At 72.3% G+C, this 13,852-nt stretch carries 8 protein-coding genes; 3 read left to right on the plus strand and 5 right to left on the minus strand.

Annotated elements, in window-relative coordinates; genetic code table 11:
• Positions 1-169: 169 nt before the first annotated feature.
• Together AC07F3_RS18150 and AC07F3_RS18155 are read right to left on the minus strand one after the other, a co-directional pair.
• On the minus strand, positions 170-1,951 hold the full coding sequence (locus tag AC07F3_RS18150) for an ABC transporter ATP-binding protein (protein WP_479115174.1): 1,782 nt from the start codon (positions 1,949-1,951) through the stop codon (positions 170-172).
• The gene (locus tag AC07F3_RS18155; protein ID WP_479115176.1) at positions 1,948-3,750 is read right to left on the minus strand and encodes an ABC transporter transmembrane domain-containing protein; all 1,803 of its coding nucleotides are present in this window, start codon (positions 3,748-3,750) and stop codon (positions 1,948-1,950) included. The genes AC07F3_RS18150 and AC07F3_RS18155 overlap by 4 nt, the downstream gene beginning before the upstream one ends.
• 159 nt (positions 3,751-3,909) lie before the next feature.
• Here AC07F3_RS18155 and AC07F3_RS18160 point away from each other — a divergent pair, with 159 nt between their 5' ends.
• Complete coding sequence (locus AC07F3_RS18160; protein WP_479115178.1) at positions 3,910-5,517, plus strand: peptide-N4-asparagine amidase; 1,608 nt, start codon at positions 3,910-3,912, stop codon at positions 5,515-5,517.
• 43 nt (positions 5,518-5,560) lie between these two features.
• Here AC07F3_RS18160 and AC07F3_RS18165 read toward each other — a convergent pair whose 3' ends face one another.
• From AC07F3_RS18165 to AC07F3_RS18175, 3 genes are all read right to left on the minus strand, one after another.
• Entirely contained in the window at positions 5,561-6,958 is a 1,398-nt protein-coding gene (locus AC07F3_RS18165; RefSeq protein ID WP_479115180.1) for a Gfo/Idh/MocA family protein, read from the minus strand.
• 311 nt (positions 6,959-7,269) lie between these two features.
• Positions 7,270-10,215 (minus strand): FAD-binding and (Fe-S)-binding domain-containing protein, encoded by a 2,946-nt coding sequence (locus tag AC07F3_RS18170; RefSeq protein ID WP_479115182.1) that lies wholly within the window; start codon positions 10,213-10,215, stop codon positions 7,270-7,272.
• A gap of 22 nt (positions 10,216-10,237) precedes the next feature.
• Complete coding sequence (locus AC07F3_RS18175) at positions 10,238-10,696, minus strand: MarR family winged helix-turn-helix transcriptional regulator (RefSeq protein WP_469837023.1); 459 nt, start codon at positions 10,694-10,696, stop codon at positions 10,238-10,240.
• A 117-nt stretch (positions 10,697-10,813) separates the two neighbouring features.
• Here AC07F3_RS18175 and AC07F3_RS18180 point away from each other — a divergent pair, with 117 nt between their 5' ends.
• Both AC07F3_RS18180 and mltG read left to right on the plus strand, forming a co-directional pair.
• The gene (locus tag AC07F3_RS18180; RefSeq protein WP_479115184.1) at positions 10,814-12,625 is read left to right on the plus strand and encodes an ABC transporter ATP-binding protein; all 1,812 of its coding nucleotides are present in this window, start codon (positions 10,814-10,816) and stop codon (positions 12,623-12,625) included.
• 386 nt (positions 12,626-13,011) lie between these two features.
• Positions 13,012-13,839 carry an endolytic transglycosylase MltG gene (gene mltG, locus AC07F3_RS18185; protein ID WP_479115186.1) on the plus strand — a complete coding sequence of 276 codons (828 nt, stop codon included), beginning with the start codon at positions 13,012-13,014 and terminating at the stop codon, positions 13,837-13,839.
• Positions 13,840-13,852 lie beyond the last annotated feature (13 nt).

The following is a 13,852-nucleotide window of genomic DNA, read 5'->3' on the forward strand; positions in this document are numbered from 1 at the left end:
CGCACCGAGCGACGAACCGGGCCCGGGAACTGCGCGAGCACCCCCGCACGGTCCGCAGGCCGACAGGCATCCGCACGGTCCGCAGGACGACAGGCATCGGGGATGCGGGCCTCGGGCCCGGGAGCCCGAACCTCACCCCGCCCCCACCCCCCCCGCACCGCGCCGCAGGCTAACCGTGCCAGGAGCGCCACAGCGCCGCGTACGCGCCGTCCGCCGCGACCAGCTCCTCGTGGCTGCCCAGCTCCGAGATCCGCCCCTGCTCCACCACCGCGATGACGTCCGCGTCGTGCGCGGTGTGCAGGCGGTGCGCGATCGCCACGACCGTGCGGCCGTCCAGGACGCGGGCCAGCGAACGCTCCAGGTGGCGGGCCGCGCGCGGGTCGAGGAGCGAGGTGGCCTCGTCCAGGACCAGCGTGTGCGGGTCCGCCAGGACCAGACGGGCCAGCGCGATCTGCTGGGCCTGCGCCGGGGTGAGGGAGAGCCCGCCCGAGCCGACCTCCGTACCGAGGCCGTCGTCGAGCGCCCGGGCCCAGCCGTCCGCGTCGACCGCGCCGAGCGCCGCCCACAGCTCGGCGTCGTCCGCGCCGGTTCGGGCGAGCAGCAGGTTGTCCCGCAGCGAGCCCACGAACACGTGGTGTTCCTGGTTGACCAGCGCGACGTGCTCGCGCACCCGCTCCGCAGGCATCCGCGACAGCTCGACCGAGCCCAGCGTGACGCGGCCCTCGCGCGGCGCGTAGATCCCGGCGAGCAGCCGCCCCAGCGTCGACTTGCCCGCGCCGGACGGCCCGACCAGGGCGACCCGGGTGCCCGGGGCCACCGACAGCGAGACCTCGTGCAGGACGTCCACGCCCTCGCGGTAGCCGAAGCGCACCTCGTCCGCGTCGACGTGCCGCCCGTCGGGACGCACGCCCGCGTCGCCCGGCTCCGGCTCGATGTCGCGCACGCCGACCAGCCGCCCGAGCGAGACCTGGGCCACCTGGAGCTCGTCGTACCAGCGCAGGATGAGTCCGACCGGCTCGACCAGCATCTGCGCGAGCAGCGCACCCGTGGTGAGCTGCCCGACCGTGATCCAGTCCTGGAGGACGAACACCCCGCCGATCGTGAGCACCGACACCATGATCGTCATGTGGGTGACGCTGACCACGGGGAAGAGCACGGACCGCAGGGACAGCGTGTACCGCTCCCAGGCCGTCCACTCCTTGACCCGCTGGTCGGAGAGCGCGATCCGGCGCGCGCCGAGGCGGTGCGCCTCGACGGTGCGTCCCGCGTCGACCGTCTCGGTCAGCGCGGAGGCGACCGCCGCGTACCCGGCAGCCTCCGAGCGGTACGCCGAGGGCGCCCGCCGGAAGTACCAGCGGCAGCCCACGACGAGGACCGGCAGCGCGATCAGCACGGCGAGCGCCAGCGGCGGGGCGGTGACCCCGAGCGCGCCGAGGAGCAGCGCCGCCCAGACCACGCCGATCGCCAGCTGCGGCACGGCCTCGCGCATCGCGTTCGCCAGGCGGTCGATGTCCGTGGTGATCCGGGACAACAGGTCGCCCGTCCCCGCCCGTTCGAGCACGCCCGGCGGCAGCCCGACCGCGCGCACCAGGAAGTCCTCGCGCAGATCGGCCAACATTTCCTCGCCGAGCATGCCGCCGCGCAGCCGGACCGTCCGGACGAAGACCGTCTGGACGAGGAGCGCGAGCGCGAACAGGGCCGCGGTCCGCCCGAGATGGAGGTCCCGCACCCCCGTCGAGAGGTCCTCGACGAGGCCGCCGAGGAGGTAGGGGCCGACCATCGAGGCGATCACGGCGACGGCGTTGACGCCGACCAGGACCGAGAACGCCCTGCGATGGCGCCCGAAGAGCTCCCTCACGTACGCCCGTACCGTCGCCGGGGTTCCCACCGGCAGGGTGGTGGCCGACCGCGGCGCCGCCGGGTCGTACTCCGGTGCTGCCACGCCGATCATGCCGACTCCTCCACTCTCTGCATCGCCTTCGGATCTTCCTCGTCCGTCTCGCGCGTGACCACCGCGCGGTAGCGGGCGTCGGTGTGCACCAGCTCGCGGTGCACCCCCACGGACGCGACCTCGCCGTCGTGCACGAACACGACCCGCTCGGCCAGGTCGAGCAGCAGCGGCGACGACGTGAACACGACCGTCGTCCGGCCCGCCCGCACCCGCTTGATGCCGTCCGCGACCCGCGCCTCGGTGTGCGAGTCGACGGCCGAGGTCGGCTCGTCGAGCACGAGCACCTCGGGGTCGGTCACCAACGACCGCGCCAGGGCGAGGCGTTGGCGCTGCCCACCCGAGAGCGAGCGGCCGCGCTCGGTAATGCGAGTGGCCATCGGGTCCTGCCCGCCGTCCACCGATGCCTGCGCGAGCGCCTCCAGTACGTCACCGCACTGCGCCGCCGCCAGTGCGTCCGCCGCCTCGACCTGCCCCGACGACGGCACGTCGAGCAGCTCGCGCAGCGTGCCCGAGAGCAGCACCGGGTCCTTGTCCTGGACCAGGACGACGGTGCGGGCGTCGTCCAGCGCGAGGCCGTCGAGCGCGACGCCGCCGAGCAGGACCGAGGGCAGCCCGTCTCCGTCGGCGGCGTGTCCGCCGAGCCGGTCCGCGAGCCGCCCGGCCGCGTCCGGGTCCCCGCACACCACGGCCGTGAAGCGGCCCTCGGGTGCGAGGAGCCCGGTCGCCGGGTCGTACAGATCACCGGACGGCAGGGCCCGCTCCGGCCCGGACGGCACCCCCGTGTCCGTCCCGGCCGGATCGGTGACCCGCTGGAGCGCGAGCACGCGCGCCGCCCGCTTCGCGGAGGGACGCGAGAACGAGTACGCCATCGCGATCTCCTCGAAGTGCTGAAGCGGGTACAGCATCAGCGTCACCGCGCTGTACACGGTGACCAGTTCACCCACCGCGATCCGGCCCGCCAGCGCGAGGTGCGCGCCGTACAGGACGACCGTGATGAGCAGCAGGCCGGGCAGGAGTACCTGGACCGCCGAGATCAGCGACCACATGCGCGCGCTGCGCACCGCGGCCCGGCGGACCTCCTGGGAGGCCTCGCGGTAGCGTCCGAGGAAGAGTTCCTCGCCGCCGATGCCGCGCAGCACCCGCAGGCCCGCGACCGTGTCGGACGCCAACTCCGTCGCCCTGCCCGCCTTCTCGCGCTGGATGTCCGCGCGCCGGGTGGCCCGCGGCAGCAACGGCAGGACGGCCAGGGCCAGTACGGGCACGCCGATCGCCACGACGATGCCGAGCGTGGGCTGGTAGACCAGCAGCCCGACGCAGATGATCACCAGGGCCGCGGCCGCCGCCGCGAAGCGCGAGAGCGCCTCGACGAACCAACCGATCTTCTCGACGTCGCCCGTCGACACCGCCACCACCTCGCCCGCCGCGACCCGGCGCGTGAGCACCGAGCCCAGCTCGGCCGTCTTGCGCGCGAGCAGTTGCTGCACCCGGGCGGCCGCGGTGATCCAATTGGTGACCGCGGTGCGGTGGAGCATCGTGTCGCCCACCGCGATGGCGACGCCGAGCAGCACGTTGAGGGCGGCGGCCAGCGCGAGCCGGTGGCCCGAGCGGTCGACGGCCGCCTGCACGGCGAGACCGACGGTCCACGGCAGCCCGGCGATTCCGCACTGGTGCAGCAGCCCCCAGGCCAGGGACTTGAGCTGGCCGCCGAGCTGGTTGCGGCCCAGCCAGTACAGGAAGCGGGGACCCGAGCGGACGTCCGGTTCGCCTGGATCCGTAAAGGGAAGATCGCGAATCTGCATGGCGTCCGGGGTCCTTGCATCGAATGGCTGAAGCCGTGCAAGGTTCACCCTTTCCGTGTGCGGTTTTCAATCGATTTTTCCGCGTAGGGGCCCAGAACCCGCCATGGTCCGCGTCCCGGGTCTGGCGCCGCGGCCGCGCTCGCGCTTCACTCCTGACCCATGAGACGACGAAGGATCATGTCCATGCTCGGCGGCCTCACCCTGGCCGCGGGCCTGGTGCTCGGCGCGGGCCCGGCCGCGGCGGCCGACACCCCGCCCCCCGAGTTCGGCACCGACTGGCACGACCCGCTGACCGCGGCGCCGCCGGTGGCCACCCCGCACACCAGGTCCTGCCAAGTCACCCTCGCCGAGACCCAGTTCCGCGACTACACGCCGCTCAAGGGGAGTTACACGCCGCCCAAGGGCTGCGGGGACCGCTGGAGCAAGGTGGTGCTCCGCCTCGACGGCAAGGTCAAGGGGCGCCAGTACGACCGCCTCGGCTATCTCCACGTGGGCGGCGTCGAGGTGCTGCGCACGTCGACGCCCGAGCCCTCGGTGGAGGGCATCGCCTGGAACGTCGAGAAGGACGTCACGCGCTACAGCGACACCTTCCGCTCCGCGCAGCCCGTCGAGATGCTCATCGGCAACACCGTCGACGACACCTACACGGGAGTCATCGACGTCAAGGTGACGCTCACCTTCTACGCCGCCGAGGGCCGCACCGCGCCCGCCGCGACCCCCGACCGGGTGCTCCCGCTGGACACCGCGCGGGTGACCACGCCGCGCAACGCCGAGCGCGTCGTCGCCGAGGTGTACGCGACCGGTTCGGGCGGCGGCTGCGAGGAGTTCTGGTACCTCGCGGTCCCCGACCCCGCCGCGTACTCCTGCAAGGCGCCGGCCGGGCCGAACCGCGAGGTGCAGATCAAGGTCGACGGTCAACTCGCCGGAATCGCGGCCCCGTTCCCGACCGTGTGGACGGGCGGCTGGTCCAACCCCTTCCTCTGGTACGTCGTCCCCGCTCCCCGCGCCTTCGACGTGAAGCCCGTCGAGTACGACCTCACGCCGTACGCGGCCCTGCTCAACGACGGCCGCCCGCACCAGGTCGAGGTCGCGGTCGCCGGGGTCCCGGCCGGGCAGGCGGGCTGGTCCACCCCCACCAACCTGCTCATCTGGCAGGACAAGGGGAGCAAGGTCGTCACCGGCGGACTGACCCGCCACGACGAGACGGCTCCGGTCGACTCGACCACGTACCAGCCGGGTCCGGCCGAGCTGCGGCTCGACGCCAACAGCAGCCACCGGCTCACCACGGCCGGATACCTCAACACCTCGCACGGCCGCGTCACCACGACGGTGACCCGCTCGCTCTCCGCCGCCTCGGTGCACCGCTGGACCGAGGGCGAGAACACCGACGCGCTGAAGGGGAGTTGGCACGACGACGAGAGCGTGACGACGGACGGCCGGGGCCCGGCGGTCACCGCCCGGGACAATCGCACCTACACGATGGACGGCACCACCACCATCGGCACGGACAACCGGCTGCGCACCGTCATCACCCTCGGCGACCGCGCCGACGCCCTCACCCTGCGCGGTGCGCGTCCCACCGCCTTCTCGCACCTCGACGACACCTATCAGGGTGACGCCTCCTGGACCATGAACGTGCCCCGCGACCAGCGCCACGCGGTCGGTACCTCCGCCGAGCGCTACCGCCTGTACGGATCGGACGGCTGCTACGACCGCAGCCTGAAGACGGTCCAGGGCACGCTCACCGAGGACGTCCGGCACTGCTGAGACCCCCGGTGCCGGGCCGCCCGCCGCGGCCCGGCACCGGCCCTCACGCCTCGGCGGGCTTCTCGGAGTCCATCCCGGCGCGTGGCTTCTTCCACTCGCCCCGGGTGAAGTCGGGGATCTGCTGCGGCATGCCCCGCTGCTTGATCGAGAGGTCGCTCAGCGGGACGGGCGAGGTCCACGTGGCGGCGTCGTACACGTCGAAGTCGGGCACCAGGCCGAGGCGCATGCACTGCGTCAGCCGGAACACCAGGAGGTAGTCCATCCCGCCGTGACCGCCCGGCGGGTTGGCGTGCTCCTTCCACAGCCAGTGGTCCCACTCCGCGTACTTCGAGAAGTCGCCCCACTCGTCGTTCTTGTGGTCCGGCTCCAGGTAGATCCGCTCGGGGTAGTCCTCGAAGAGCCCCTTGGTGCCGCCGAGGCTGTTGATCCGGCTGTACGGATGGGGCGTCGACACGTCGTGCTCCAGCCGGATCACCCGCCCCTTCGCGGTCTGCACGAGGCTGATCGTGCGATCGCTCTCGATGTACGTCTCCTTCCAACTCGGGTCCCCGGCAGGCATGTTGGCGGCTCGGTACTGGGCCAGGCCGAGTGACGGCGAGCCCACGCTGACGATGCTCACCGCTCGGTCGCCGCGGTTGAGGTCCATGTAGTTGGCGACCGGGCCGAAGCCGTGGTTGGGGTACAGGTCGCCGCGCAGCCGCGTGTGCCAGCGCCTGCGCCACGGGCCCTCGTAGTACGCGGGGTCGAACATCAGGCCGCGCAGATCGTGCTGGTAGGCGCCCGCGCCGTGCAGCAGGTCCCCGAACTTGCCCGCGTGCGCCATGCGCAGCACCCGCATCTCGTTGCGGCCGTAGCAGCAGTTCTCCAGCTGCATGCAGTGCCTGCGCGTCCGCTCGGAGAGGTCCACCAATTCCCACAACTCGTCGAGCCGGAGCGCGATCGGGCACTCCACGCCGACGTGGACTCCGTTCAGAAGCGCCGATCTGGCGATCTCGAAGTGCGAGTCCCAGGGGGTCGCGACATGGGCGAAGTCGACGTCACCGCGCTGGAGGAGCTGCTCGTAGTCGTGGTCACCGTGTACATAGACGGCCGGTGCGGGCCGCCCGGCCGCCGTGACCTTGGCGGCGGCCCGCTCGGCCTTCGCCTTCACCGGATCGCACAGGGCGACCACCTCGACCCCGGGCAGCGCCAGGTACAGGTCGATCATCGCGCCGCCCCGATTGCCGAGACCGATCAACGCGACCCGTACCGTCGAGCGCCGCTGGAAGGGCACCCCGATCATGGTCCTGCCCTGCCGCCGGGGCTCCTGGGCAGACGCCTCCTCCGCCGCGGCGGGCTGGGCCCCGAACGCCCCGAGGCCCAGCCCCGCGCCCGCGGCCCCGGCGGTCCACAGGACGGACCGCCGACTGACGTCGTGCTGCTCCGGTACCGCGTCGTTCATCGAACCTCCAGGTGATCGGCTGGAATTCCATGGGCTGACGTTTGCGCGACCTTTACCGAACCTCGGTGAGGACCTTGAAGGGTGAGACCCGTGGCGCGCAAGAGCCCCGCCGAAACTCTTGATACCGGCCCGCGAACTTTCGGCCGCGCTTTGCGGCGGCGCGAAGGCGCGTGTCGCAGCTCCGGAGCGGCGCCTCCCACCGTTGGCCGCGGGGTGTGTCAAAGGGAAGTGACGGCGTGCGGCTCCGACGCGGCGGCGCGACGAACCCCGCCCGGTCGGCAGCCGAAACCGATCCCCGCCCCGCCGCGCGCCTAGCTCCGCCGCAGGTACTCCGGACCGGGCCGAGTCGCCCGCTCAAGTTCCAGGATCACGGAGTAGTACCGCCGCCCCGTACCGCGCTCCAGCCCCACCTCGCACATCCGGTTGGCCGACAGGTGCGCCTCGTACGGGCGCGAACGGACCTCCGCCGCCTCCCGGGACGTGGCCGAGGACGTCAGCTCGGGGTGCAGCATCCCCCGGTCGCCCGCGAACGCGCAGCACCGGACGTCGTCGGGCACGACGACCTCGTCCGCGCAGGCCGAGGCGACGGCCAGCAGCTCCGCCTCGTCGCCCAAGTGCCGCATGGAGCAGGTCGGATGGAGGACGGCCGAGCGCGCCGTGCGCAGGACCGTGAGGTCGGGGAGGAGGGACGCGGCCCACACCACCGAGTCCACGACGGTCAGCTCGCGGTGCAACTCCCGGTTGTCGGCGGTGAGGTGGGGCACCACCTCGCGCGCGATGCCGAGCGTGCACGACGAGGCGTCGACGACCAGCGGGAGGCGGCCCCCGGCGGTCCAGCCCCAGGCGGCCTCCACGATGCGGTTGGCCATCACGGCGTTGCCCCGGTCGTACCCCTTGGAGTGCCAGATCGTGGCGCAGCACGTGCCCGCCACGTCGTCCGGGATCCACACCGGCCGGCCCGCCCGCTCCGCGACGGCCGCCATGGCCTGGGGGAGCGAGGGACCCCGGAAGCCGTGAGGTTCGCCGAAGATGCGGTTGACGCAGGCCGGGTAGTAGACGGCCGAGGCACCGACGCGCCGTGTGCGGGGCAGCGCGGCGGAGGCGGCACCGGGGATCTGGGGCAGCCAGTCCGGTACGAGGTCGGGGCGCACGGCCCGCCGCGCGAGCCCGGTGGCCCGCGTCAGGAGCCGGTCGCTGATCCGGTCGGCCGCCGCGACGGCGAGCCGCGCGGAGGCCTCGACCGCCTTGAAGTTCCGGGCGGCGAGCGCCGCCACCCGCTCCTCGCGCGGGCTGTGCCGCCGATGGCGGAACTCCTTCATCAGCGCGCCCGTGTCGATGCCGACCGGGCAGTCGAGGGCGCAGGTGGAGTCCCCGGCGCAGGTGTCGACCGCGTCGTACCCGTACGCGTCGAGCAGAGCGGACTCGACGGGGGAGCCGGCCTGCTGGCGCGTCATCTCCCGGCGCAGCACGATCCGCTGGCGCGGAGTGGTGGTCAGGTCGCCACTGGGGCACGTCGGCTCGCAGAAGCCGCACTCGATGCAGGGGTCGGCGATCGGTTCCACCTTCGGGATGGTCTTGAGCCCCCGCAGGTGCGCCTTCGGGTCGCGGTCGAGCACGATGCGCGGCGCCAACACCCCGTCCGGGTCGATGACTTGCTTGGTGCGCCACATCAGCTCGGTCGCCCTGGGCCCCCACTCCAGCTCCAGGAAGGGCGCGATGTTGCGGCCGGTGGCGTGCTCGGCCTTGAGTGATCCGTCGAAGCGCTCCACGGTGAGGCGGCAGAACTCCGCCATGAACGCGGCGTACCGCTCCACGTCGGCGGGCTCGGAGGCGTCGAAGGCGAGCAGGAAGTGCAGGTTGCCGTGGGCGGCGTGGCCGGCGACCGCCGCGTCGAAACCGTGCCGGGCCTGGAGTTCCAGCAGTGCCGCGCACGCCTCGGAGAGGCCGGCCGGCGGGACCGCGAAGTCCTCGGTGATCAGCGTCGTACCGGAAGGGCGGGAGCCGCCGACCGCGGTCACGAACGCCTTGCGGGCCTTCCAGTACCCGCCGATCGTCGCCGCGTCCCGGGTGAAGGCGTTGGTCACCGAGGCCACGGGCGCGACGAGTTCGAGCCCGGCGAGCACCTCGTCGGCGGCCCGTTCGTACGCCTCCCGCGCGGCCTCGTCGGGCGCCCGGAACTCCACCAGGAGCGCGGTGGTGTCCTTGGGCAGCCCGGCCCAGTCGGCGGGCACGCCCTTGACGCTGACGGAGGCGCGCAGCGTGTTGCCGTCCATCAGCTCCACGGCGATGGCGCCCGCCTCGTTGAACAGCGGGACGGCGGCAGCGGCCGCGGGCAGCGAGGGGAAGAAGAGCAGCGCGGTGGAGACCAGCCGGTCCAGAGGCAGGGTGTCGAAGACGACCTCGGAGATGAAGCCGAAGGTGCCCTCGGAGCCGACCATGAGGCCCCGCAGGATCTCCACCGGCGTGGAGCCGTCGAGGAACGCGTCCAGTCGGTAGCCGTTGGTGTTCTTGATCTCGTACTTGGCGCGGATCCGGGCGACCAGCTCCGGGTCCGCCTCGATCTCCGCCTTCAGCGCCAACAGACCCGCGCAGAGCCGGGGTTCGGCGTGGACGAGGTCCTCGTCGGCCGCCGGGTCGGCGGTGTCCACGACCGTGCCGCTCGGCAGGACGAAGGTGAGCGAGGACAGCGTCCGGTAGGAGTTGCGGGTGGTGCCCGCCGTCATGCCCGAGGCGTTGTTGGCGACGACCCCGCCCACCGTGCAGGCGATCGCGCTCGCCGGGTCGGGCCCGAGCACCCGGCCGTGCCGGGCGAGCGCGGCGTTGGCGCGCACGACGGTGGTCCCCGGAAGGATCCGCGCCCGCAGCCCGTCGTCGAGCACCTCGACCCCCGCCCAGTGCCGGCGCACGTCGACCAGGATGTCCTCGCCCTGCGCCTGCCCGTTCAGGCTGGTGCCCGCCGCCCGGAAGACGACTTCGCGGCCCTTGCCGCGGGCGTACGAGAGGATCGCGGAGACGTCGTCGATGTCCTCGGCGACGACCACGGCCCGCGGGACGAAGCGGTACGGGCTGGCGTCCGAGGCGTACCGCACGAGGTCGGAGACCTTCCAGAGCACCTTGTCCGCGCCGAGCAGCGCGATCAGCTCCGAACGCAGCGGCTCCGGGGTGCCCTTCGCCAGGGGGCCGGGGACCCGGTCGGGCGACGGCGCGCGGTGTCCCTTCGGGCGCAGGGCTCGCGGATCGGGCTCCAGCAGCGGCATGACCACGGCCTCCTCGGGTCCGTCAGCAGCGGCGCTCCGGCGATCCGTCCACCAGAGCAGTCAGCAGCCCGCCGAGCACCTCGCGCTGGTCGGCGGTCAACGGTGCCAGGATCTCCTCCGCGGCGCCCCGGCGCGCGCCGCGCAGCGCGCGCAGCGTGGCGCGGCCCGTGTCGGTCAGCTCGATCCGGATCACCCGGCGGTTGGTCGGATCCGGCACCCTGCGCACGTCGCCGCTCTCCTCCAGCGCGTCGACCAGTGTGGTCACGGCGCGCGGGACCACTTCGAGGCGGGCGGCGAGATCGGCCATGCGCGGTGGCTCGTTCCAGTGGGCGACGGTGCGCAGCAGCCGGGACTGCGCGGGCGTGATGCCGACCGGCTCCAGGTGCTGCTTCTGGATGCGGTGCAGGCGGCGGGTCAGCCGGAGCAGCTGCTCGGCCAGCAGGCCGTCGGCGTCCGGGGCCCGGGAAATGTGTGGCTGCATACGGGAACAATAACAGGACCCCGTTCATTGTGAGTATAGGTAACAATGAGCTATGCTCGCGAAATCGTCGCCGTTCCGCCCGCGGGCGGAGGCCCTCACACCCTGTCGAAGGAGCCCATGCGCCCCGAACACTCCACCTGGACACCCCCGCCCCGCGGCACCGAGCCGCAGGAGCCGGCCCAGATCCGCCGCATCCTCGGCCTGTTCCGCCCCTACCGCGGCAGGCTCGCCGTCGTCGGCCTGCTGGTCGCCGCGTCCTCGCTCGTCTCGGTCGCCTCGCCGTTCCTGCTCCGCGAGATCCTCGACGTCGCCATCCCGCAGAACCGCACGGGCCTGCTGAGCCTGCTCGCCCTCGGCATGATCGCGACGGCGGTCGTGACCAGCGTGTTCGGCGTACTGCAGACGCTCATCAGCACCACGGTCGGCCAGCGCGTCATGCACGACCTGCGCACCGCGATCTACGCCCAGCTCCAGCGGATGCCGCTCGCCTTCTTCACCCGCACCCGCACCGGCGAGGTGCAGTCCCGCATCGCCAACGACATCGGCGGCATGCAGGCGACCGTCACGTCCACCGCCACCTCGCTGGTCTCCAATCTCACCGCCGTCGTCGCCTCCGTGGTCGCGATGCTCGCGCTGGACTGGCGGCTGACCGCGGTCTCCCTGCTCCTGCTGCCGGTCTTCGTGTGGATCAGCCGCAGGGTCGGCCGCGAACGCAAGAAGATCACCACCCAGCGCCAGAAGCAGATGGCCGCCATGGCCGCCGAGGTCACCGAGTCGCTCTCGGTCAGCGGCATCCTGCTTGGCCGCACCATGGGCCGGGCCGACTCACTGACCAAGAACTTCGCCGCCGAGTCCGAGCGCCTCGTCGACCTGCAAGTGCGCTCCAACATGGCCGGGCGCTGGCGCATGTCCACCATCGGCATCGTCATGGCCGCCATGCCCGCCGTCATCTACTGGGCGGCCGGCCTGGCCCTGGAGACCGGAGGCCCCTCGATCTCCATCGGCACCCTCGTCGCCTTCGTCTCGCTCCAGCAGGGCCTGTTCCGGCCCGCCGTGAGCCTGCTGTCCACGGGCGTCGAGATGCAGACCTCGCTCGCCCTCTTCCAGCGGATCTTCGAATACCTGGACCTGCCGGTGGACATCACCGAGCCCGACGAGCCGGTGCGCCTGGACAGGGCGCGCGGCGAGATCCGCTTCGAGAACGTCGACTTCCGGTACGACGACCAGCAGGAGCGCCCCACCCTCGCCGGCATCGACCTGGCCGTGCCCGCGGGCGCCAGCCTCGCCGTCGTCGGCCCCACCGGTTCCGGCAAGTCCACGCTCAGCTATCTGGTGCCGCGGCTGTACGACGTGACCGGCGGCCGCGTCACCCTGGACGGGATCGACGTGCGCGAGCTGGACTTCGACAGCCTGGCCCGCGCGGTCGGCGTGGTCTCCCAGGAGACCTACCTCTTCCACGCCTCGGTCGCCGAGAACCTCCGCTTCGCCAAGCCGGGAGCCACCGACGCGGAGCTCGAAGAGGCCGCCCGCGCCGCCCAGATCCACGACCACATCGCCTCGCTGCCCGACGGCTACGACACCCTCGTCGGCGAGCGTGGCTACCGGTTCTCCGGCGGCGAGAAGCAGCGCCTGGCCATCGCCCGTACGATCCTGCGCGACCCGCCCGTCCTCATCCTCGACGAGGCGACCAGCGCGCTCGACACCCGTACCGAACACGCGGTCCAGCAGGCCATCGACGCGCTCTCCCGAGGCCGCACCACCATCACCATCGCCCACCGTCTCTCCACCGTGCGCGACGCGGACCAGATCGTCGTCCTGGACGGCGGCCTGATAGCCGAGCGGGGCACCCACGAGGAACTGCTCGACCAGGACGGCCGGTACGCGGCGCTGGTCCGCAGGGACGCCGAGCCGGCCCCCGTCCGCGGGTGACGGCTCGGGGCGCACACGGCGACGCCGCCGCTCCCGTGGGACGGGGAACGACGGCGCCGGGCGTGACGATCGTCAGACGAGCCAGCCGATGAAGTGGAGGACGCCGGCGAGCAGGTCGGTGATGAGGTTCATGGTGGTGCTTTCTCCTTGTGCGATGGGCATCGGACAGATGCCGTGTGGGACTGCGCACCGCCGGTCTGCAGCCCGTCGCTTGCGCCCCTCAAGCATCCTTCGCCACAAGGGAGTTGAGCAACGAATGCCGAGACGATCACGCGTACCAGCGAACAACCGATCCCCTGTTCGTGTGTTCCCCAAGGCCGGGCGTGGTGCGTGTCGGCCCCTGCTGAATGTCTGATTTGCCTCATATCTGGGGGTAGCGTGCCGCCATGAGTGAGACCTCGTACCGTCGACGGGCCCGGCTCACCCGCCGTGGCCGGCTCATCCTGCTGCTGGTCGCGCTGCTCGTCGTGGCCGGTGTGGTGCTCGTTCTGGTGCTGCGCGAGACCGGCGCCCCGACCAGGTCCCTCGTCGTGCCGGAGGGCTGGCGGGCCACCCAGGTCTACGCGGCCGTCGACAAGCGCCTCGACCTGCCGCCCGGCACCACCAGGGCGGCCGCCGCCTCGGCGGAGCTCAAGCTCCCGGCCGAGGCCAGGGGCAACCCCGAGGGCTATCTGTTCCCGGCGACCTATCCGATCACGGACGACACCACCCCCGGCGGTCTGCTCGCCTACATGGTCGAGACCGCCAACAAGCACTTCGGTCAGGACGGCATCGCCGCGGGTGCCCGGCGCGGAGGCCTGACGGTGTATCAGACGGTGATCGTCGCCGGGATCGTGCAGGCCGAGGCCGACTCCACGGCCGACATGGGCAAGGTCGCGCGCGTCATCCGCAACCGGCTGGCCCGCGGGATGCCGCTCCAGATGGACTCGACGCTGAACTACGCGCTCAACCGCTCCACGCTGACCACCACCGCGGGCGACACCAGGACCGACAGCCCGTACAACACCTACGAGCACAAGGGCCTGCCGCCGACCCCCATCGCGAACCCGGGCCAGCAGGCGCTGAACGCCGCCATCGATCCGACGCCGGGCAACTGGCTGTACTTCGTGACGGTGGCGCCCGGCGACACGCGCTTCACCGACAGCTACGCACAACAGCAGCTGAACGTAAGGGAGTTCAACGAGAACCAGAGGAAGACGGGCGAAGCGGGCTGAACTGCGGGACCGG

The organism is Streptomyces sp. NPDC045846, assembly GCF_056431605.1.

Coding starts and splice junctions, on each gene's coding strand:
- AC07F3_RS18155 (WP_479115176.1), bottom strand. CDS start 3,750: ATGCAGATTCGCGATCTTCCCTTTACGGATCCAGGCGAACCGGACGTC.
- AC07F3_RS18165 (WP_479115180.1), bottom strand. CDS start 6,958: ATGAACGACGCGGTACCGGAGCAGCACGACGTCAGTCGGCGGTCCGTC.
- AC07F3_RS18170 (WP_479115182.1), bottom strand. CDS start 10,215: ATGCCGCTGCTGGAGCCCGATCCGCGAGCCCTGCGCCCGAAGGGACAC.
- AC07F3_RS18180 (WP_479115184.1), top strand. CDS start 10,814: ATGCGCCCCGAACACTCCACCTGGACACCCCCGCCCCGCGGCACCGAG.
- AC07F3_RS18175 (WP_469837023.1), bottom strand. CDS start 10,696: ATGCAGCCACACATTTCCCGGGCCCCGGACGCCGACGGCCTGCTGGCC.
- AC07F3_RS18150 (WP_479115174.1), bottom strand. CDS start 1,951: ATGATCGGCGTGGCAGCACCGGAGTACGACCCGGCGGCGCCGCGGTCG.
- AC07F3_RS18160 (WP_479115178.1), top strand. CDS start 3,910: ATGAGACGACGAAGGATCATGTCCATGCTCGGCGGCCTCACCCTGGCC.
- mltG (WP_479115186.1), top strand. CDS start 13,012: ATGAGTGAGACCTCGTACCGTCGACGGGCCCGGCTCACCCGCCGTGGC.